Genomic DNA, 17,753 nt, shown 5'->3' with positions numbered 1-17,753 from the left:
GCACCGCGTACCGGGTGATCGGGCAAAGCGTAGGAACGCGGAAGTGGCTTCACTTTCGAAGGATGGAGTTCGGGAATTCGTCACGCTCCGAGAGCGATCCGCGGGGCGGAGGCGACACCAAAGTGTGACGTATCGTTGTGTTCCGCCAGGCATAACACGTTGCGTAATAAGGTGTGCGGGGTGTTCCGGCACGCCGTCGGCCAACCTCGCGATATCCGGCGGAGAGCCACCCGTTCGAGCTATACGAACCCCGGTCAGGGGCTCGCACACCCCACACGATCGGTGAATCGGCTGGAACACCCCGTGTCGCATCAGTACGTTTTTCCCACCGAGGCGTAACAATTGCCTCGAATGCTGCTCCAGCAAATTTGTCTTGTCGAGGAGATTCCATGCTGAAGAAATTGGGCTTCGTCGCGGCCACCATGGCGGCCGGGGCGTTCGTCACCGGCGGGATCGCGGCCGCCGGGACGCCGGGCGAAGAGCACGGCCACCACCACGGCCACTACGGCTACGACCACACCGGTCAGGTCGGCCTGGTGAACCTGAACAACACCGACGTGCTGCACAACGTCCAGGCCACGCTCGGGCTCTGCGACGACAACGTCAACGTGCTGGGTGTCCAGGTGCCGGTCCAGGAGTCGCTCAACGGCATCGGCGTGCCGATCCTGTCGCCCGGTGCCAGCGAGGCCGAAGGCGAGGTGCCGTCCAACTGCGCCTCGAGCGGTCTCGCCGACGGCGGCACCAGCCAGGGCGAGTGAACTTTCCGCTCCGGCGGAAAGAAATGGTTTCCGTATTGGCGCGGACCGCGGTTCGCGCCGTGAAGTACCGCCCCGTGCCGGGGCGGCAGTTGAGGAGTTCTTTCTCGTGATCAAGCAGCTCGGATTCGTCGCGACCGCACTGGCCGCGGGATTGGCCGCGTTCGGCGGCGCGGCCTCCGCGACCACCGTCACGGTCGAGGGTCACCCGGCCGACCACAGCGAGCAGTTCGGCCTGGCCAACGTGCAGAGCCTCGACGCGCTGCACAACGTGAACGTCGTCGGCGGCGTCTGCGACGACAACATCAACGTGCTCGGGGTGCAGGTCCCGGTGCAGGACGACGCCAACGGCGTCAACGTCCCGATCCTGTCGCCGGGCGCGAGCGAGGCCGAGGGCTCGTTGCCGTCGAACTGTGCCAGCGGCAGCATCGCGGACGGCGGGACGGCCCAGGGGCACTGACCAAGCCGCAAAAAAAGCCGTCGCGCGGAAACCTTTCCGTGCGACGGCTTTTTGCTGCGCAAAAGAAATCGGCGAGCGGCCGTCGGGGTACTGGGGAACCGGCGAGGTCGTGCGTCGCCCGGCTGCGGGCTCGGCTGAGGGGTTCACACCTCGCCGGTTCCCCATCGGAGACCCGCTCCCGGGGTCGAGGGGAACGTGTTCCGTGTGAACGAGCCTACGGCTTCCGGCTCGTTTCCGTTGCGATTCTTCGAGTGGTTGTGGCATGAACGAGTGTGCGAATGTGGCCCGTTTCCGGCGAAACGGTTCGCCCGCGTTAAACCCCGCTGACCCGATCGGGCCAATCACTGCCCGGTCAGCGGCCTGCGGTGCGCACCCGATGGTGGCACGGAGTGGAATTGTTCCCCCGTTATCAGTACGTTTCCCCTCACGCGGGACGGAAAACACACACCTCGCGCCCGTCCTGTCCGATGCACCGACTGATCGAGGAGAACAAATGCTGAAGAAGGTTGGTTTCGTCACGGCTGCCATGGCGGCCGGCGCTTTCCTGGCCGGTGGCGTCGCGGCCGCCGGTACGCCGGACGGCCACGACCACAACGGTGGTCACACCGGCCAGCTCGGCCTGCTGAACCTGAACAACACCGACGTGCTGCACAACGTCAACGCCGTGCTCGGCGTGTGCGACGACAACATCAACGTGCTGGGCGTCCAGGTGCCGGTCCAGAACTCGCTCAACGGCATCGGCATCCCGATCCTGTCGCCGGGCGAGCACGAGGCCAGCGGCGAGAACCCGGAGAACTGCGCCTCGGGCGGCCTCGCCGACGGTGGCACCGAACAGGGCCACTGAGTCCCCGCGCCCGGCTGCCCGTTGTGTGTGCGGAAGCCGGCCGAGGCGCGGAATACGGCGCCGCGCCTGACGTCGTACTGCGTGTGCGGAACAGGGAGCGAGCTGCACACTCCGGTTCCCCGTTCCGGGCACGCAGCGACCCGGCGCCGACGCCGGCACGGGTGGGGCCCCGGCCATCGGGGGAGAACCGGTGAGCCGGCCCCACCCGGCGCAGAAAAAAGCCGCGACCGACACGTCGGTCGCGGCTTTTTCGTGCGCGGAGTCACCAGCGGCGGAGCAGCCTCCCGACGACTCCGCGGCGTCGTCGCGGCTCCGGGACGGGCGTGGTGCCCACCCGCAGCACGATGTCCAGCACCGCGGGTTGCTGTTCGGTGGCGGCCCGGGTGTAGCCGGGAGACGCCGCAACGGCGCGGCGGAGGTCGTCAGGGTCGGCGGTGCCGGTGTCGAACCCGCTGATCCGGGTGACGTCGATGGGGCCTCGGCACGGTGTTTCCACGCGAAAGTTCTCCTGCGGTCGGACGGTCCGTACCTCGTTATCGCTCCGTTACCGCCCGCGCGTTACCGGCGTCGTGTCCCTCGGTCAGGTGAGAGCCGAAGCTGTTCAGACCTGACTTGGCTCAAGATCGCTGATCTTGGGTAGGGTGCTGGCTGTTGAGCTGCGCCGGGGGTGGGGGATCGAGCGGATATCTGACGCGTGGTGCGAGCTGATGGCCCGGCTCGGCTACCGGCGGTTCGGCGCCCAGGGCAGCGACTGGGGCACCAGCATCGCCACGAGCATCGTCAACGGCAACCCGATCGGGTCGCCGGCATCCATCTCATGCCGCCGCTCGCACCGCCCGATCCGGCCACGTTGGACGACCTCACCGGTGCCGGGCGGGCGGCGCTCGCGACACTGCGGGAGGCGGACGAATGGGGCTCCGGATACTCGGCGCAGCAGTCGACCCGGCCGCAGACGGTCGGCTACGGGCTGGTCGACTCGCCGGCCGCCCTCTGCGCCTGGATCGTCGAGAAGTTCTGGTCGTGGACCGACTCCGGTGGCGACCTGCATCGGGTTATTACCGGGGATGAGCTGCTCGACAACCTGATGCTCTACTGGCTGCCCGGCACCGGTGCCTCATCCGCCCGGCTGTACTGGGAAAGCCTCCGGCAGGTCAACGAATGGATCTCCGGGTCGGCCGGCGCGCCGGTGACCGTACCCACCGGCTGTTCGGTCTTCCCCAAGGAGCTGCAGCGCCCGTCTCGGCGGTGGGCGGAGCGCCGGTTCCCGAACATCCGGTACTGGAACGAGCCCGGCAAGGGCGGCACTTCGCGGCGTTCGAGCAGCCGGCGTTGTTCGTCGACGAGGTCCGGTCATTCTTCCGGCTGGTCCGCTGATGGTCACCCGTACTCGGTAAGCGGCTGAGTAAAGATCAACAAGTGCCCATCGGGTGTCCGTACGTTGAAGTCGCGCATCCCGTAGGGCCGGTCAGCCAGTGGCTCGACGATGTCGGCGCCGCGGGCGCGCAGCTCGTCGTGGCAGGAATCGACGTCGTCGACGACAACCGTCACCCTGGCCGGGCCGACGCTGCTTTCGGCGTACAGGTGGAACTCGGCGGTGTCGCGGACCACGGCCGCGTAGCTAGGTGGGGTCTCCCAGGTGAAGATGGTGTCGAATCCGAGCACGTCCGTGAAGTACGACCGCGCTGCCTGCACATCTCGGCACGGCAGCACGGGAACCGCCACCCGCATGACCATTCCGTCACCTTACCTGACTTTGGCTCAAGATCGCTGATCTTGGGTAGGGTCTGGCTGTTGAGCTGCGGTTTCGTCGTGTGAACGGCGAAAATCTGCGCACTAACCGGCCGGTTCTAGGCTGTCTCTCGTGGCGTATGTGCGCACGGTGAAGACGGCGTCGGGGGCCAGGGCGGTGCAGATCGTGCACTCCTCGCGTCGCGGGTCGCGGGACATCGAGCACATCGGCTCGGCGCATGACGATGCGGCGTTGGAGGCGCTCAAGGCGGTGGCGAGGCAGCGTCTGGCTGTGGGGCAGCCCGAGCTCGACTTTGGCCCGGACTTCGCGGCGTTGCAGGCCGGCAGTGGTGCTGGTGGTGGGCCGCTTGCGATCACGTCGTCGCGGATGGGGTACCTGTGGGACGCGCTCGGCCACGCCTACCAGCTGTTGGGGTTCGAGGAGGCCGCTGGTGGTGACGAGGTGTTCCGATCACTGGTGCTGGCACGGATCGTCGAGCCGACCAGTAAGCTGGACGCGCCCGCACCGCTGATCTGGGGCCGGCGTCACTGGTTCTCTACGATGTGTCCACCTTGTACTTCGAGACCGATGCCGGGGACGGGTTCCGTGAGCCCGGGTTCTCCAAAGAACGCCGCCTGGAGCCGCATATCACGATCGGGCTGCTCACCGACGCAAGCGGGTTTCCGTTGATGGTTAACGCGTTCCAGGGCAACCGGGGCGAGACCACTACGATGCTGCCGACCATCCGTGCGTTCATGGATGCCCACCAGCTGGCTGATGTCACGGTCGTGGCCGACGCTGGCAAGACCGCGGTCAAACGCAACCGGTTCATCCAGCTCACCGGCGCCACCAAGAGTGTCAACCGGACCCTGGAAGCCAAGGCACGCGCCCTTGCCGGCCTCAAAGGCTACGTCACCAACCTCCCGGACGTCACCGCCGAGTTCGTGATCGACCGACGCGCACCTGACGGTCGTGTTCGCCGCCCTGGCCGTCAGCAGGTGGATCGAGCAGACCACCGGCTGGTCGATCAAGAAGTTCGTGCGCACCACCCGCCGCTACCGCACCACCAACATCCAGGCCGGCGAGCACACCCTCACCGCCGTCGACCCGCTACCCGACGACCTCCGCGATGCCCTCACCCGCATCCACGACCGCGGTGCGCACTAATTCGAGCCAAGTCAGGAGCCGAAGCTGTTCAGACGCGGCTCCACTTCTGGTTCGCCTGGCCGTTGCAGGACCACAGGATCGCGCGCGTCCCGTTGGCGGTCGCCGCCCCTTCGGCGTCGAGGCACAGTCCTGATTGGACGTTGCGAATGGTGCCGTCCGACCCGACGGTCCACTTCTGGTTGTTCTGGCCGGTGCACGAGCGGCTGGTCACCTGGGCGCCACTCGCGCCGCCGTCGAGGCACTTGTCGCCGAACACCCGGATTTCGCCGTTCTCCCAGGTCGTCCACAGCTGGTTGGCGGCGGTCTGGCAGTCCCAGAGCAGCGTGCCCGCGCCGGACGCGGTGGAGGCGTTGTCGACGTCGAGGCAGCGGTTCGAGCCGTTGCCGCGCAGCCGGGACGTCGTGGCGGCGAGCGGGGTGCCGCCGGAGACGCGGTAGGCGGCGACGCCGTGGGCGGGCACGCTCGCGCTGATCGACCCGCTGGATGCCGACGTGGCGCCGGTCCACAGGTCGGTCAAGGTGAACGAGGTCCCGAACAGCCCGATCTGCGCCGCGGTGGTGGTGATGGTGGCCGTGCCGCTGCCGCGGTTGAGCAGCCCGACGGCGACGGACCCGTCGGAGAGCGGCTTGGCGAAGACCTCGACGTTGCCGTCGTCGCGGACCCGGCGGCCGCCGGCGCCGAGGCGGTCCTGGTCGACGGCCAGCAGGCGCGGGTTGCGCAGGACGGCGCTGATGTCCGCGGACATGGTGCGGATGTCGTTGCCCGCCATCAGCGGGGCGGCCATCAGGGCCCACAGCGCGAAGTGGGCGCGGGACTCGGTCAGCGACAGGCCGGGCCGCCCGACGACGAGCATGTCCGGGTCGTTCCAGTGCCCGGGACCGGCTTGGGCGGCGAGCGGCGCGGTGACGTCGAGGACGTTGCCGACGCCCATCGGGTAGCTGTTGGTGTTGCCGTTCTGCCAGATGTCGAGCAGGTCTTCGGTGGTGCGCCACAGGTCGGCGACCTGGCCCCAGTCGTACTTGTCCCCGGTGATGGCGTGGTAGCTGTTGGGGTTGATGCTGTAGACGATGGGCCGCCCGGTGCCGCGCAGAGCGTCGCGCATCAGGCCGAACCGGCTGACCTGCTCGTCGCGGGTGCCGGCGGGGGAGCACCAGTCGTACTTCAGGTAGTCGACGCCCCAGGAGGCGAAGGTGCGGGCGTCCTGGGCTTCGTGGCCCTGGCTGCCGGTCGAGCCGGGGTAGGTGCCGGTGCGCTGGGCGCACGTGCGGTCGGTGGGCACCTGGTAGATGCCGAACTTCAGGCCGCGGGCGTGGATGTAGTCCCCGAGGGCCTTCATGCCGCTGGGGAACTTCGAGGCGTTGCCGCGCAGGTTGCCCTGGGCGTCGCGCTGCGGGTCGAACCAGCAGTCGTCGACGACGACGTACTGGTAGCCCGCGTCGCGCATGCCGGAGGAGACCATGGCGTCGGCGGCCTGGTGGATGGTGGACTCGCTGACGTTGCAGCCGAAGCTGTTCCAGCTGTTCCAGCCGAGCGGCGGGGTGACCGCCGGGCTCCCGGGCGCGGCGGTGGCGGCCGGCGGGACCACGGCGGACAGTGACAGCGCGGCGGCCGCGGCGGTGAACAAGTGCAGGATCCGTGAACGGGTTCGAGCGGGCATCGTCGCCCCTTTCCGGACGGGCGGACCGAGAGTTAGCGTTAACATTTTCGGTTTCGCTGAAAGTTTCGAAAATTTCGCGTTGGCTGACCCGGGGACCCCGGTATGTATAGACGAAGGCAGGTACCGCGTCCACCCTCCTATGCCGATCATTGCCAAAGCCGTGTGCGCATGATTACAGTGCCCTGTCTGGGAGCGCTCCCACTTTTGCCGAGCTCGACGACGAGGAGATGGCGAATGCGGGTCAGAAGATTCCGGGCTGGACTGGTGTTGCTGGCGGTGACGACGCTCGGGCTGACGGCGGGTTCCGTTCCCGCGTCCGCCGCGGACTACGAGCGGCTGCTCAACGGCACGTTCGCCAGTGGCACCCTCGACCCCTGGTGGGCCGGGGCCGGGACCACCGGCCGCGTCACCGGCGGCGAGTTCTGCACCGACGTCACCGGCGGCACGGCCAACGGCTACGACGCCCTGGCCGGCCAGAACGGCGTCCCCTTCGAGGCGGGACAGCAGTACACGCTCACATTCGACGCGCACGCCACGACCACCCAGCAGATCTCCGCCGTCGCCGGCGAGGCCGTCTCGCCCTACCGGCAGATCTCCCGCACCGACCTCACGGTCACCCCGACGGCCCAGCACTTCACCGTCACGTTCACGTCCACTTTGGACTTCCCGGCCGCGGGCAACGGCCAGCTGGCCTTCTGGTTCGGCGGCCAGGCCGCGAACAACACCGTCTGCCTGGACAACATCTCGCTGATCGGCGGGGTGATCCCGCCCGGCGGCCTGCCGCCGACCAGCGGCATCCGGGTGAACCAGGAGAGCTACACCCCCGGCCTGCCCAAGCACGCCACCTTGATCAGCAGCTCGGCGACACCGGTGACGTGGACGTTGCGCAACGCCGCCGGCACCGCGGTGACCACCGGCCAGACCCGGCCCCGCGGCGCGGACGCCGCCTCCGGCGAGAGCGTCCACGACATCGACTTCTCCGCCTACGACACCGCGGGCACCGGCTACACCCTGGCCGTCGGCTCCGAGACCAGTTTCCCGTTCGACATCTCCGCGGACGGGCTCAAGAAGCTGCGCTACGACTCGCTGGCCTTCTTCTACCACCAGCGCAGCGGGATCGCGATCGACGCCCAGTACGTGGGCGCGAACTACGCGCGGCCCGCGGGCCACGTCAACGTCGCGCCGAACCAGGGCGACAACAACGTGCCCTGCCGGTCGGACCTGAACTGCGGCTACACCCTCGACGTGCGCGGCGGCTGGTACGACGCCGGCGACCACGGCAAGTACGTCGTCAACGGCGGCATCGCGACCTGGGAACTGCTCGACGAGTACGAGCGCGCGCTGAAGCTGGGCGACGCGAGCGCGCTGGGCGACGGGAAGCTGGCCATCCCGGAGCGGAACAACGGCGTCCCGGACATCCTCGACGAAGCCCGCTGGGAGGTCGACTTCCTGCTGTCCATGCAGGTGCCCGACGGCAAGCCGAACGCCGGCATGGTGCACCACAAGATCCACGACGCGGCGTGGACCGCGCTGCCGACCCGGCCCGAGCTGGACAGCCAGCCGCGCCGGCTCTCCCCGCCGAGCACGGCGGCCACGCTGAACATGGCCGCGGTCGCCGCGCAGGCGTCCCGGCTGTGGAAGACCATCGACCCGGCGTACTCGGCGAAGCTGCTCGCCGCGGCCGAGAAGGCCTACGCCGCGGCGAAGGCCAACCCGAACGTGCTGGCCGACCCGAACGACGGCACCGGCGGCGGCACCTACAGCGACAACACCGTGACCGACGAGTTCTACTGGGCGGCCGCGGAGCTGTTCGCGACGACCGGCAAGAGCGGGTACCGCACCGACGTCACCGGTTCGTCGCTCTACCGGGGCGTCAGCTTCAACACCCACGGCTTCGACTGGGGCTCGACGGGGGCGCTCGGCGACATCACCCTCGCGCTGGTGCCCACCGACCTGCCCGCGGCGGACGTCGCGGCCATCAAGACCGCCATCACCACGACGGCGGACAGCCACCTCGCCCAGATGGCGGGGATGGGCTACCCCGCGCCCTACCGCACCGCCGACGGCACGTACGAGTGGGGATCCAACGGCCTGGTGGCCAACAACGGCGTGGTCCTGGCGCTGGCGTACGACTTCACCAAGCAGGACAAGTACCGCGACGGCGCGTTCGGGGCGATGGACTACCTGCTGGGCCGCAACCCCGCGAACTACTCCTACGTCGCCGGCCACGGTGACCAGGCCGTGCAGAACGTGCACCACCGGTTCTGGGCGCACGAGCTGGACCCGTCACTGCCGACCGCGCCGCCCGGGGCGCTGTCCGGCGGGCCCAACAGCGGCCTGCAGGACCCGACCGCGGCCCGGCTGCTCGCCGGCTGCGCACCCCAGCGCTGCTTCGTCGACGACATCCAGGCGTACTCGGTGAACGAGGTCGCCATCAACTGGAACTCGGCGCTGGCCTGGCTGGCGAACTGGACCGCGGAGAAGTCGCCGTCCGCGGTGGACACGACCGCCCCGGCCGCGGCCGGCAAGCCCGCCGTGTCCGGCGTGTCCGCCACCGGCGCGACGGTGACCTGGACGGCGTCTTCGGACGCCGAAAGCGGGATCAAGAACTACGACGTCGTGAGCGTGACCGGGGCGGCCCGCAAGGTGCTCGCCACGGTCACCGGGACGTCGGCGACCCTGACCGGGCTGTCGCCGTCGACCGCCTACACCCTGGTCGTGGTGGCCCGCAACGGTGCGGGCCTGAGCGGCCCCGACTCGGCGTCGACGCAGTTCACGACGCTGCCGGACACCCCGGCCGGCGGCTGCGCGGTGACCTACTCGGCGACCTCGTGGAGTGGTGGCTTCACGGCCTACGTCACCCTGACCAACACCGGAACCACGGCGTGGCCGGACTGGACGCTGAAGTTCGCCTTCCCGGCCGGTCAGAAGGTCACCCAGGGCTGGTCGGCGACGTGGTCGCAGTCCGGCGCCGAAGTCACCGCCAAGGCGATGTCGTGGAACGCCTCGGTCGCGCCGGGCAAGTCCGTCTCGATCGGGTTCAACGGCAGCCACACGGGCAGCAACCCGGCCCCGTCGTCCTTCGCCGTGAACGGGAAGACCTGCAGCTGAGGAGGCCGTCCGGGCGTTCGATCGGCGAACTCCCGGACACTCCGCTAGCGTTTCCCCCGCGGGCAGGTGCGCCTCCTCCCCCTCGGCGCGCCTGCCCGCTTCTCCGTCCCGCCTCGCCCGTCAGCCGGCGAGCCCGCTCATGATGGCGTCGATGATGCCCTGGTGGGTCACGGTGGTCGAGTTCCGGTCGAACAGGCCCAGCCCGTACTGGCCGTTGTAGCCGTTGTCCCAGTAAATGGTGGCCGCGCCGTACTTCTTGGCCGTCGACACGACGGCACGCGCGAAGTCCGCGCGGTAGCGGTTGTTCGAGGAATCGAACGCGGACTTGTCGACGGAACCGTATTCGCCGACGACGGCCGGATAGCCCTTCGAGACGAACACGTCGCGCACTGCTTTCAGCTGGGCGTCGAGGTAGTCTTCCTGACCCCAGGTCGACTTTTTCGACGGGTTGGTGGAGTTGCGGCCCCACTGGGTGATGGTGCCGTTCTCCTCGCCGGCGAAGTCCCACGGGCTGTAGTAGTGCACGGAGATCATGATCCGTTTTTCGCTCGCCGGAACGGACGAGGACCGGAACTGGTCGGTCGGCAGCACGAAACCGTAGTTGCCGGTGGTGTAGTCGATGTTGGTGTTCCAGCCGGCGATGAGCAGCCAGCGTGAACCGTTGTTCCCGCCGGTCTTGCGCACGGTGTCCACGAAGATCTGGTTGTAGGCGTTGATGTTCGAGTAGCACGGCTGCGTCGGGGTGCCGTACTGGCCGTCGAACTCCTCGTTCATCGCCTCCATGACCAGGTGCTGGTCGTAGCCGGCGAACCGGGCCGCGACCTGCTGCCAGACCTTCTGGTACTTGGCCTTGATGGTGGCCTGGTCGCCGGAGTCGCAGATCAGCCAGGCGCCGTTGACGCTCTTGTAGCCGTCGCCGTGCATGTTGATCAGCACGTACAGGCCGCGCTTGTAGGCGTAGTCGACGACCTGCTGGATCCGGTTCAGCCAGGCCGTGTTGACCTGGTAGCCCGGCGCGGCGCCGATGTGGTTCAGGTAGGAAATCGGAATCCGGATGGTTTTGAACCCGGCGGCCTTGACTTTGTCGATGAGCGCTTGGGTGACGGCCGGCTGACCCCACGCCGTTTCACTGGGAACGCCGTTGCTGCTGGCTTCCAGCTGATTTCCCAGATTCCACCCGGCGCCCATGTCGGACACGATCTGCGCGGCATTCGCCTGCGTGGTGGCGGTGGCCGGGTGGACCCCGGAAACCGTCGCGGTGACGGCCAGTGCGGCGGCGAGGAAGACGGACCGGAGCTGCGCTGCTCTCGAAGTCATAATGGAAACCTCTCATGCCCATTGGTGGAGATATTCCAACATGATCGGTATCCGTCGTCAATGCTCCCGCCAATAAGGATCTTTCGCCTGGAGTTCGGTGATCGAAGGCGTCGAATAATCGAAAGAATCGACGATTTTCCGACGCGGGCCGGAGGGAAACCGGTTCGGTGGCCCGGCCCTGCGGGTTCCGGCCGGTGGCGCCTAAGCTGGGTGTGTCCGGTCGAGCAGAGGAGTGCGCGTGCAAGGAGTGGATCCCTCGGTGCCGCCCAGCGGCCCGGGTTGTGCGGACTGCGAGACCGCGGACCCGCAGGGCTGGTGGTTCCACCTCCGCCGCTGCGCGGAATGCGGGCACGTCGGGTGCTGTGATTCGTCGCCCGGGCAGCACGCCAGCGGTCACGCCGCCGCCAGCGGGCACCGGCTGGCGCGCAGCTTCGAGCCCGGCGAAGAGTGGTTCTGGGACTACGGCGAAGAAGTGCTGTACGAATCGGGCCCCGCGCTCGCCGGGCCCGAACACCGGCCGCTCACCCAGCCCGCGCCCGGGCCGGCCGGCCGCGTGCCCGCGGACTGGGCCCAGCACCTGCACCGGTGACCCGGGGGACGGCCCCGGTCGGCGTCACAGCCGGCGGAACCGCGCCTCCAGCAGCGCGAACACGCCGAACACCGCGATGCCCGCGGCCAGCGCCAGCAGCAGCGCCTGGCCGTACGGTTGCATGGCCAGCGTCTTCAGCGCCGGGTCCAAGCCGCCGGCCTTGGCGGGGTCGTAGCGGACCGCGGCCAGCACGAACATCGCCCCCACCGTCGCGTACAGGGCCCCCACCGCGCACCAGCCGATCTGGCCGAGCCGGGTGGTCGACCGCCGCAGCGTCCGGGACGCGCCGCCGAAGTCGAGGTCGCGGAGGAACTTCTTGCGCGCGCCGCGGTAGGCGAGCCACGCGGCGATCGCGATGACCAGAACGCCCGCCGCGATCACCGCGACTGCGCCCCCCGGCCGGCCCAGCACGCTCGCGACCACCGACCCCGCCTTGCCGGACGCGCCCAGCGCCGTCTTGCCCGCGCTGTAGGCGACGAGGCCGTACAGCACCACTTCGACGCCGCTGACCGTCCGCCGCACCCAGCGCCGCCGCGGGCCGGCGTTCCGGTGGCCGGTGATTGCCTCGGCGAGCTGCCACAGTGCCAGCACGCCCGTGCCGGCGGCGACCAGCCAGAGCAGCCCCGCGCCGCCCTCGGACGCGACGATCTGCAACGCGCCCGCCTTGTCGGCCCGTTCGTTGTCGCCGAGCGCCACCTGGACGGCCAGCCAGGCGACGATCAAGTGCACGGCCGCATAGCAGGTCAACCCGATCCGGGCAAGCAGGCTGAAAGCTCTCAGTTCGGGCATGAAGGTGAGTTTTGCTCACCTTGGCCGCTTTGGCCAGACTCATCCGGCCCTCGCTAGGGATCGGGCGGGCACCAGGTGTCCGAGGCGGCCCAGTCGGCGGCGCCGCAGAAGCCGTGCACGGACTTGTCCACCTCGCCGCCCGACACGCCCATCACCGCGACCGGCTTGTTCTGGGGCACGTTCCGGCCGATGTCGCCGCCGTAGTCGATGGTGCCGGTGACGCCTTCGAGGTACTTGTTGACCTGTTCGGCGCCCGGGCGCGACGTGTGGATGGCGGTGATCTCGCGCCAGATCGCCCCCGGCGTCACCGGGATCTCGGCCGCGGTCTCGCGCAGGTACGCCGCCGCGACGATCATCACCTGCGCGGCGTCGTAGGCCAGGGCGGCGTGGCCGTCGTACGAGCGGCCTTCCGGCGTCCGCTCGAACGGGAACAGCGTCTCGTCCAGCGTCGTGTAGAAGTCGAGCGCGGCACCGCTCGGCTGGGTGACCGGCGCGGTGGCGAACGAGAGGTAGTAGTAGGGCAGCGCGCGGTTGCGCCGGCGTTCGCCCTGGTCGGCGACGAACCGCGTGACGTCGTCGTCGCCGATCACCGTGGCCCGGCTGCCGCACTGCGCGGCGCTGCCGAGGAACTGGCCGAAGTCGGGCACGCCCCGGCCGGCGAAGAACGCCAGGCCGTCGTAGGAACAGGTGTCCCGTCCGGCCGCACCGGCGTTGCCCAGCAGCGTCTCGCCGTACCGCACGTGCGACGGCGGCCCGCCGAGGCCCCCGTCCGGGGTGAACGCCCGTGCTTCGGCCTGGAAACCCCTGTCGCGGAAGGACTTGAGCACGTCGTCACGCAGGTTGGTGCTGTACACGTCGGCGTCGTCGTCGGAGTAGTAGACGCGGACCGCGCGCGGGCCCGGCAGCCGGTCGGCGAATCCGGCCGCGACCGCGGCCTCACGCCGGTTCTGCGGCGTCACCTGGAAGTACATCGGGTTCAGGTCGGCCAGCGGGTCCGCGGACAGCGTCGAGGCGACCATCGGCAGCCCGGCGTTGGTCAGCGCGGCGATGGTCCGCTGCGTCGGCGTGCTGCTCATGTCCAGCCCGACCACGCCGACGATGCTGCTGTCCTGCTGGGCCTGCAGCCGCAGCTGGTTCGCCACCCGCACGCCTTCCCGCATGTTGCGGCCCGCGTTGGCGATGAGCAGCCGGACGATCGGGTCGGCCGAGCCGGGCGCGTTCAACTGCCGCAGCTGGGCGACCGCGACCCCTTCCAGCGATTCGCGTTCGGTGGTCAGCCCGTCCGCGAGGTTGTTGGACGACGTCAGCGCCTGCAGCACGACGAGCGTGATGTACGGGCGTTCCGGATGGGCTCCGTGCAGCTGCTCCGCGCGGTGGTTCTGGTCCAGCACGACCGCTTCGACCTGCCGGATCGTCGCGTCCGACGGCTGGAAGACGTCCTCGGAGCCGTCCGTGACCCCGACGCACTCGCTGCCGGTCCAGGTCAGCCAGAGGTTGCCGGAGCCGCAGTGCTCGGCGTAGGTGTCGTGGGCGCGGTAGGCGACGAACCCGGCGACCAGCGCGACGACCAAGACCGGCGCGCCGATCCGCGTCCACCGGCTCGCCCACCACGGCGGCCGCACCTGCCTGCGGAACCGGTAGTCGCTGCCCAGGGTCTGCAGCATCTGCCGGACCCGGGGTTCGTCGTCGTCGCCGGGCGGCCGGACGCCGATCGGCAGGTACCAGGCGGTCGGCCGGCGCTCCCGGCGGTCGCGTTCGAGCTGGTTCTGCCAGGCGACGTACGCGGCGCGCGCCTGCTCCGCCTGGAACTGCGGGCGGTGCGGCGTCGGCTCGGCGTCCGGCGGTGGCGCGGGACTGGCGCTGACGACCAGCAGCGGGTCGAACAGGCCGACCTGGTTGCGCACCGAGTTGACCAGTTCCAGCAGCCGGTAGCCGCCGTTGCCGACGCTCACCTCGTCGAGCAGCAGCACGGGGTAGGTCATCCGGCGCCGCCGCCACACCCGCCACGGCCGCAGCCGGTAGGCGCGCCGCAGGTCTTCGAGGAAGGCGTTCAGCAGCAGGCGGCAGACGTACTCGGGGGCCTCCTCCTGCCACTGTCCTTCGGTGAGCCGCCGGGCGAAGCGGACGAAGCTGCCCGACATCTCGGGGGCGAGGTGGGGCTGGCGCAGGAACCAGCGGTACCGCCCGGAGAGCAGGGGCACCCGCCCGGTGACGGCGATCCGGAAGGTCAGCAGGGTGAGCCCGCGCACGAGCAGCGAGAACACCTTCCAGATGCCCTGGTTTTCGGGCAGCTGCTTGACGGCGTCCTCGGCGGAGGAGCTGAACCGTTCGGCGAGGCTGATCCGCCGGATGGCCCGCCGCAGCACCCCGTCGGGATCCTCGCGGCCGTCGTAGTCCTGCAGCATGAGCCAGTAGACGAGGTCGAACAGCGGGAACGGCAGCCGGCTGGTGTGCGCGGTCGCGCTGTCCCCGAGTTCTTTCCGCGCCTCGCGCAGGATGTCCCGCACGACGGTGACGGAGTCGGCGGTCGCGGGCCCGGCTTCGTCCCGCCCTTCGTGCCCGGTGAGGTCCGGCCGCGCGTACCGGATGCTGCCCTGCGGTTTCGCGGTCTTGAGCCGCTCCGCGACGGCGGGCAGCACATCCCCGCTTTCCGGCGGCCGGACGAGGCACACCATGGGCAGGCCCCGCCGTTCGGACCGTTCGTCCTGGTAGTCACCCCAGTGGCATTGTTCGTCGAGTTTCCGCGGCCGGTCCCCACGCCGCGGCCGCAGGCAAAGCGCCCCGAGCAGTTTGACCAGCACATCGGCCCCGACAAATCCGAGCGGCTCAGTTCCCCCCATCGGAACAGAATGGCACATTGGCGATGGGACCGGTCCCGCAGATTTACCGTCACGGCCGTAACAAGGCGAAGGCGGCCGACGATCTCAGGTGAGCCGTTCGGTCCGCGGTGACCGGATACCGGAGTGAGGGGGGAGCAGGAGTGGCGCTGTTCGGTGGCCGGGAGAATGCGGATCCGGCTTTGCTGCAGCAGCAACTCGGCGCGGCGCACGCGACGATTGCGGAGTTGCGGGGATGGGTCACCCAGTTGCGCGGCGTGGAGACTCCTGCCCTCGAAGCAGACCTGCGGAACCTGCGTTCGGCCGTCGAGCGCACGAAGCAGGACAGCGCGGCACTGGATGCCTCGCTCGATCAACTGAAAGCCGAGGCCGCGGCGTGGCAGTCGAGGCTGGTGGAGACGCGAGAACTCGCACTGCTCCAGGAAGTCGGTGTCTACGAGTACGCCCACCCCCTGGATGACGCCGTCGCCTACAAGGACGAGCTGAAGAGGCTGCGCGAGCAGATCAAGGCCGAGGCGCGGGGCAACGCGGTTTCCTGTCAGGTCGACTGGGCCGTCAACGGTTCGGTGAAGGAGGGGCAGAAGCTCGGCCGCGACATGGCGAAGCTCATGCTGCGCGCCTACAACGCCGAGGCCGACAACGCGGTCCGCGTGGTCAAGCCTCACACTCGCGAGGCGGTGAAGAAGCGCCTGTCGACCACACGGGACACGATCGGCCGGCTGGGCGTGCTGATGCGGATCGCCGTTTCGGACGGCTATCACCGGCTTCGGCTCCGCGAGATCGACTTGACCGCGGATCATCTCGTGAAGGTCGAGGCCGAGCGAGAAGAAGCCCGCGCGGAACGCGAGCGTCTCCGCGAAGAAGCCAAGGTGATGAAGGAGATCGAGCGGGAACGTGCCCGCCTGGCCAAGGAGCGAGCGCACTACGCCACCGCGGTCGCCAAGCTCGAAGCGAAGGGTGACCTGGACGGCGTCGCGCAAGCGCGTGCGCAGCTGACGTCGATCGACGAGGCCATCGCCGGGGTCGAGCTGCGCGCGGCCAACATCCGGGTGGGACACGTGTACGTCATCTCCAACATCGGGGCGTTCGGCCCGAACGTGGTCAAGATCGGGATGACCCGGCGGCAGGAACCGCTCGACCGGGTCCGCGAGCTCGGGGACGCGTCCGTGCCGTTCCGGTTCGACGTCCACGCCCTGGTTTTCTCCGACGACGCGGTCTCTCTGGAAACCGAGCTGCACCGCCGGCTGAGCCACAAGCGCGTCAACCTGGTCAACATGCGGCGGGAATTCTTCTACGCCACGCCAGCCGAGGTGAAGGAGCAGCTGCTCGCCATCCGGAACGCCCACGTGGTCCAGTACACCGACACACCTGAAGCCGTCGAGTGGCGTGCGTCCGACCCGAGCCGGCGCGAGACCGGCGCGCCCGTGCTTTCGGGCGTGGCGGTGCACGCGGACGGCGACCTGTCCGACGACGGTGGTGAGTGAGCGGTGACCCGGTCCCCGATGGCCCCGGTGCGCTCGCCCGGGTGGTTCACCGACCCGCTCGACGAGCGGCTGATCCGCTACTGGGACGGGCGGTACTGGACGTTCCACACCGCCGACCGCCCGAAGGCCGCGGCCCCGAAGCCGGAGCCGGCCGAGGCGCCTCCTCCCGCTCTGCGGCCGGACATCGCCCAGGCGGTGAGCCGGGTGAGCGGACTGCTCGTCGGCTCGAGGAAGGAGGTCAACCTCCTGGCCGCCTTCCTCCGTCCCGAAGAGCGGGTCCTCGCACTGACCGGGGCGCAGGGAGAGGGCTTCGGGGTGCTCGCGTGCACCACGCAGCGGCTCCTGTTCCTGTTCGTCGGCATCGTGCGCAAGCAGGTCCTCGAGGTCGACTGGAACCAGGCCAAGGCCGCCGTCTACAACAGATCGACGAAGTTCCTCGCCGTGTACACGACCCGTCCGTCGAAGCGGGCGATTCCGGCCATGGCCGTCCGGGTGAACAACGTGTCGGACGCGCACGCGATCGTCAATGCGGCAGAAGCCGCGTCGGCGGCACCTCGGCTCGACATCGTCTGATCGCGTTCCCGTCGCCCGGGGCGGTTTCGGCGCGCGCGAAGTCGATCATTCCTTTAGGTTCCCCGCACATTGCATCAACGTGCGCCGAGGGGTGATCGTGGCCAGGGTCGTTCGCGCGGCCGGCACCGAGGATCCCGCCGCGTTCCGGCGCTCGATGTCCGCCCGGCGCGACCGCCGGCTGGCCGCCGATCTGGCCGCGCTCCGGCGGTACCGGCACGAGCTGCTGACGGTCGCCGTGACCGGGGCGAGCGGTCTGGTCGGGACGGTGCTGGCGGCGCTGCTCACCGCCGGGGGACACCAGGTCGTCCGGCTGGTGCGGCGGCCCGCCGATGGCCCCGGCGAGCGGACGTGGCACCCGGAGGCACCCGCCGCGGACCTGCTCGCCGGCGGCGTCCGCGGTCGGCTACTACGGGCCGGGCCGCGATGACGAGATACTGACCG

15 protein-coding genes and 1 pseudogene are annotated in these 17,753 nt (G+C 69.5%); 10 read left to right on the top strand and 6 right to left on the bottom strand.

Going from position 1 to position 17,753, the window contains the following annotated elements; all coding sequences use genetic code 11:
- Positions 1-389: 389 nt before the first annotated feature.
- The 3 genes from IE317_RS15975 to IE317_RS15965 all read left to right on the top strand — a co-directional run bounded on the left by IE317_RS15975 (position 390) and on the right by IE317_RS15965 (position 2,059).
- Positions 390-758, top strand: a complete 369-nt coding sequence (locus IE317_RS15975) for a hypothetical protein (protein WP_191310738.1) — start codon at positions 390-392, stop codon at positions 756-758.
- Between the two features lie 106 nt (positions 759-864).
- A complete protein-coding gene (locus IE317_RS15970) occupies positions 865-1,215 on the top strand; it encodes a hypothetical protein (protein ID WP_191310736.1) in 351 nt (116 codons plus the stop codon).
- A 493-nt stretch (positions 1,216-1,708) separates the two neighbouring features.
- Positions 1,709-2,059 carry a hypothetical protein gene (locus tag IE317_RS15965; RefSeq protein WP_191310734.1) on the top strand — a complete coding sequence of 117 codons (351 nt, stop codon included), beginning with the start codon at positions 1,709-1,711 and terminating at the stop codon, positions 2,057-2,059.
- A 262-nt stretch (positions 2,060-2,321) separates the two neighbouring features.
- Here IE317_RS15965 and IE317_RS15960 read toward each other — a convergent pair whose 3' ends face one another.
- A complete protein-coding gene (locus tag IE317_RS15960; protein ID WP_191310731.1) occupies positions 2,322-2,555 on the bottom strand; it encodes a hypothetical protein in 234 nt (77 codons plus the stop codon).
- 321 nt (positions 2,556-2,876) lie between these two features.
- Here IE317_RS15960 and IE317_RS15955 point away from each other — a divergent pair, with 321 nt between their 5' ends.
- Positions 2,877-3,461, top strand: a complete 585-nt coding sequence (locus IE317_RS15955; RefSeq protein ID WP_229902726.1) for an alpha/beta hydrolase — start codon at positions 2,877-2,879, stop codon at positions 3,459-3,461.
- Here the strand turns inward: IE317_RS15955 and IE317_RS15950 are convergent.
- Positions 3,437-3,793 carry a VOC family protein gene (locus IE317_RS15950; RefSeq protein ID WP_191310729.1) on the bottom strand — a complete coding sequence of 119 codons (357 nt, stop codon included), beginning with the start codon at positions 3,791-3,793 and terminating at the stop codon, positions 3,437-3,439. The two genes, IE317_RS15955 and IE317_RS15950, sit on opposite strands and share 25 nt — an antisense overlap.
- A 127-nt stretch (positions 3,794-3,920) precedes the next feature.
- Between IE317_RS15950 and IE317_RS15945 the strand changes: the two are divergent.
- Positions 3,921-4,955, top strand: a pseudogene (locus IE317_RS15945) (IS1634 family transposase).
- Positions 4,956-4,983: 28 nt separating this feature from the next.
- Here IE317_RS15945 and IE317_RS15940 read toward each other — a convergent pair.
- The gene (locus tag IE317_RS15940) at positions 4,984-6,612 is read right to left on the bottom strand and encodes a glycoside hydrolase family 27 protein (protein ID WP_191310727.1); all 1,629 of its coding nucleotides are present in this window, start codon (positions 6,610-6,612) and stop codon (positions 4,984-4,986) included.
- Positions 6,613-6,846: 234 nt separating this feature from the next.
- On the opposite strand from IE317_RS15940, the gene IE317_RS15935 reads away from it, so the two are divergent.
- The gene (locus IE317_RS15935; RefSeq protein ID WP_191310725.1) at positions 6,847-9,723 is read left to right on the top strand and encodes a glycoside hydrolase family 9 protein; all 2,877 of its coding nucleotides are present in this window, start codon (positions 6,847-6,849) and stop codon (positions 9,721-9,723) included.
- Positions 9,724-9,843: 120 nt separating this feature from the next.
- Here the strand turns inward: IE317_RS15935 and IE317_RS15930 are convergent, their stop codons facing one another.
- Positions 9,844-11,040, bottom strand: a complete 1,197-nt coding sequence (locus IE317_RS15930; protein WP_191310723.1) for a glycoside hydrolase family 5 protein — start codon at positions 11,038-11,040, stop codon at positions 9,844-9,846.
- A 238-nt stretch (positions 11,041-11,278) separates the two neighbouring features.
- On the opposite strand from IE317_RS15930, the gene IE317_RS15925 reads away from it, so the two are divergent.
- Positions 11,279-11,629 (top strand): UBP-type zinc finger domain-containing protein, encoded by a 351-nt coding sequence (locus IE317_RS15925; protein ID WP_191310721.1) that lies wholly within the window; start codon positions 11,279-11,281, stop codon positions 11,627-11,629.
- Positions 11,630-11,653: 24 nt separating this feature from the next.
- Here the strand turns inward: IE317_RS15925 and IE317_RS15920 are convergent, their stop codons facing one another.
- Positions 11,654-12,418, bottom strand: a complete 765-nt coding sequence (locus IE317_RS15920; RefSeq protein ID WP_191310719.1) for a DUF1206 domain-containing protein — start codon at positions 12,416-12,418, stop codon at positions 11,654-11,656.
- Positions 12,419-12,471: 53 nt separating this feature from the next.
- Entirely contained in the window at positions 12,472-15,258 is a 2,787-nt protein-coding gene (locus IE317_RS15915; RefSeq protein WP_191310716.1) for a hypothetical protein, read from the bottom strand.
- A gap of 140 nt (positions 15,259-15,398) precedes the next feature.
- On the opposite strand from IE317_RS15915, the gene IE317_RS15910 reads away from it, so the two are divergent.
- From IE317_RS15910 to IE317_RS15900, 3 genes are all read left to right on the top strand, one after another.
- Complete coding sequence (locus IE317_RS15910) at positions 15,399-16,739, top strand: DUF4041 domain-containing protein (protein WP_191310714.1); 1,341 nt, start codon at positions 15,399-15,401, stop codon at positions 16,737-16,739.
- A gap of 3 nt (positions 16,740-16,742) precedes the next feature.
- On the top strand, positions 16,743-17,312 hold the full coding sequence (locus IE317_RS15905) for a DUF2510 domain-containing protein (protein WP_229902725.1): 570 nt from the start codon (positions 16,743-16,745) through the stop codon (positions 17,310-17,312).
- Positions 17,313-17,409: 97 nt separating this feature from the next.
- Positions 17,410-17,739: an NAD-dependent epimerase/dehydratase family protein gene (locus IE317_RS15900; RefSeq protein WP_191310713.1), complete on the top strand. Its 330-nt coding sequence runs from the start codon at positions 17,410-17,412 to the stop codon at positions 17,737-17,739.
- Positions 17,740-17,753 lie beyond the last annotated feature (14 nt).

Source organism: Amycolatopsis bullii (assembly GCF_014654205.1).
Classification (GTDB): Bacteria; Actinomycetota; Actinomycetes; order Mycobacteriales; family Pseudonocardiaceae; genus Amycolatopsis; species Amycolatopsis plumensis.
Note: the sequence above shows the minus strand (reverse complement) of the source record. Positions and strands in the feature narration are given on the sequence as shown.

Bases quoted from the DNA above. Each gene is read 5' to 3' on its own strand.
- IE317_RS15975 (WP_191310738.1), top strand. From the start codon at position 390: ATGCTGAAGAAATTGGGCTTCGTCGCGGCCACCATGGCGGCCGGGGCG.
- IE317_RS15965 (WP_191310734.1), top strand. From the start codon at position 1,709: ATGCTGAAGAAGGTTGGTTTCGTCACGGCTGCCATGGCGGCCGGCGCT.
- IE317_RS15955 (WP_229902726.1), top strand. From the start codon at position 2,877: ATGCCGCCGCTCGCACCGCCCGATCCGGCCACGTTGGACGACCTCACC.
- IE317_RS15950 (WP_191310729.1), bottom strand. From the start codon at position 3,793: ATGGTCATGCGGGTGGCGGTTCCCGTGCTGCCGTGCCGAGATGTGCAG.
- IE317_RS15940 (WP_191310727.1), bottom strand. From the start codon at position 6,612: ATGCCCGCTCGAACCCGTTCACGGATCCTGCACTTGTTCACCGCCGCG.
- IE317_RS15935 (WP_191310725.1), top strand. From the start codon at position 6,847: ATGCGGGTCAGAAGATTCCGGGCTGGACTGGTGTTGCTGGCGGTGACG.
- IE317_RS15930 (WP_191310723.1), bottom strand. From the start codon at position 11,040: ATGACTTCGAGAGCAGCGCAGCTCCGGTCCGTCTTCCTCGCCGCCGCA.
- IE317_RS15920 (WP_191310719.1), bottom strand. From the start codon at position 12,418: ATGCCCGAACTGAGAGCTTTCAGCCTGCTTGCCCGGATCGGGTTGACC.
- IE317_RS15915 (WP_191310716.1), bottom strand. From the start codon at position 15,258: ATGGGGGGAACTGAGCCGCTCGGATTTGTCGGGGCCGATGTGCTGGTC.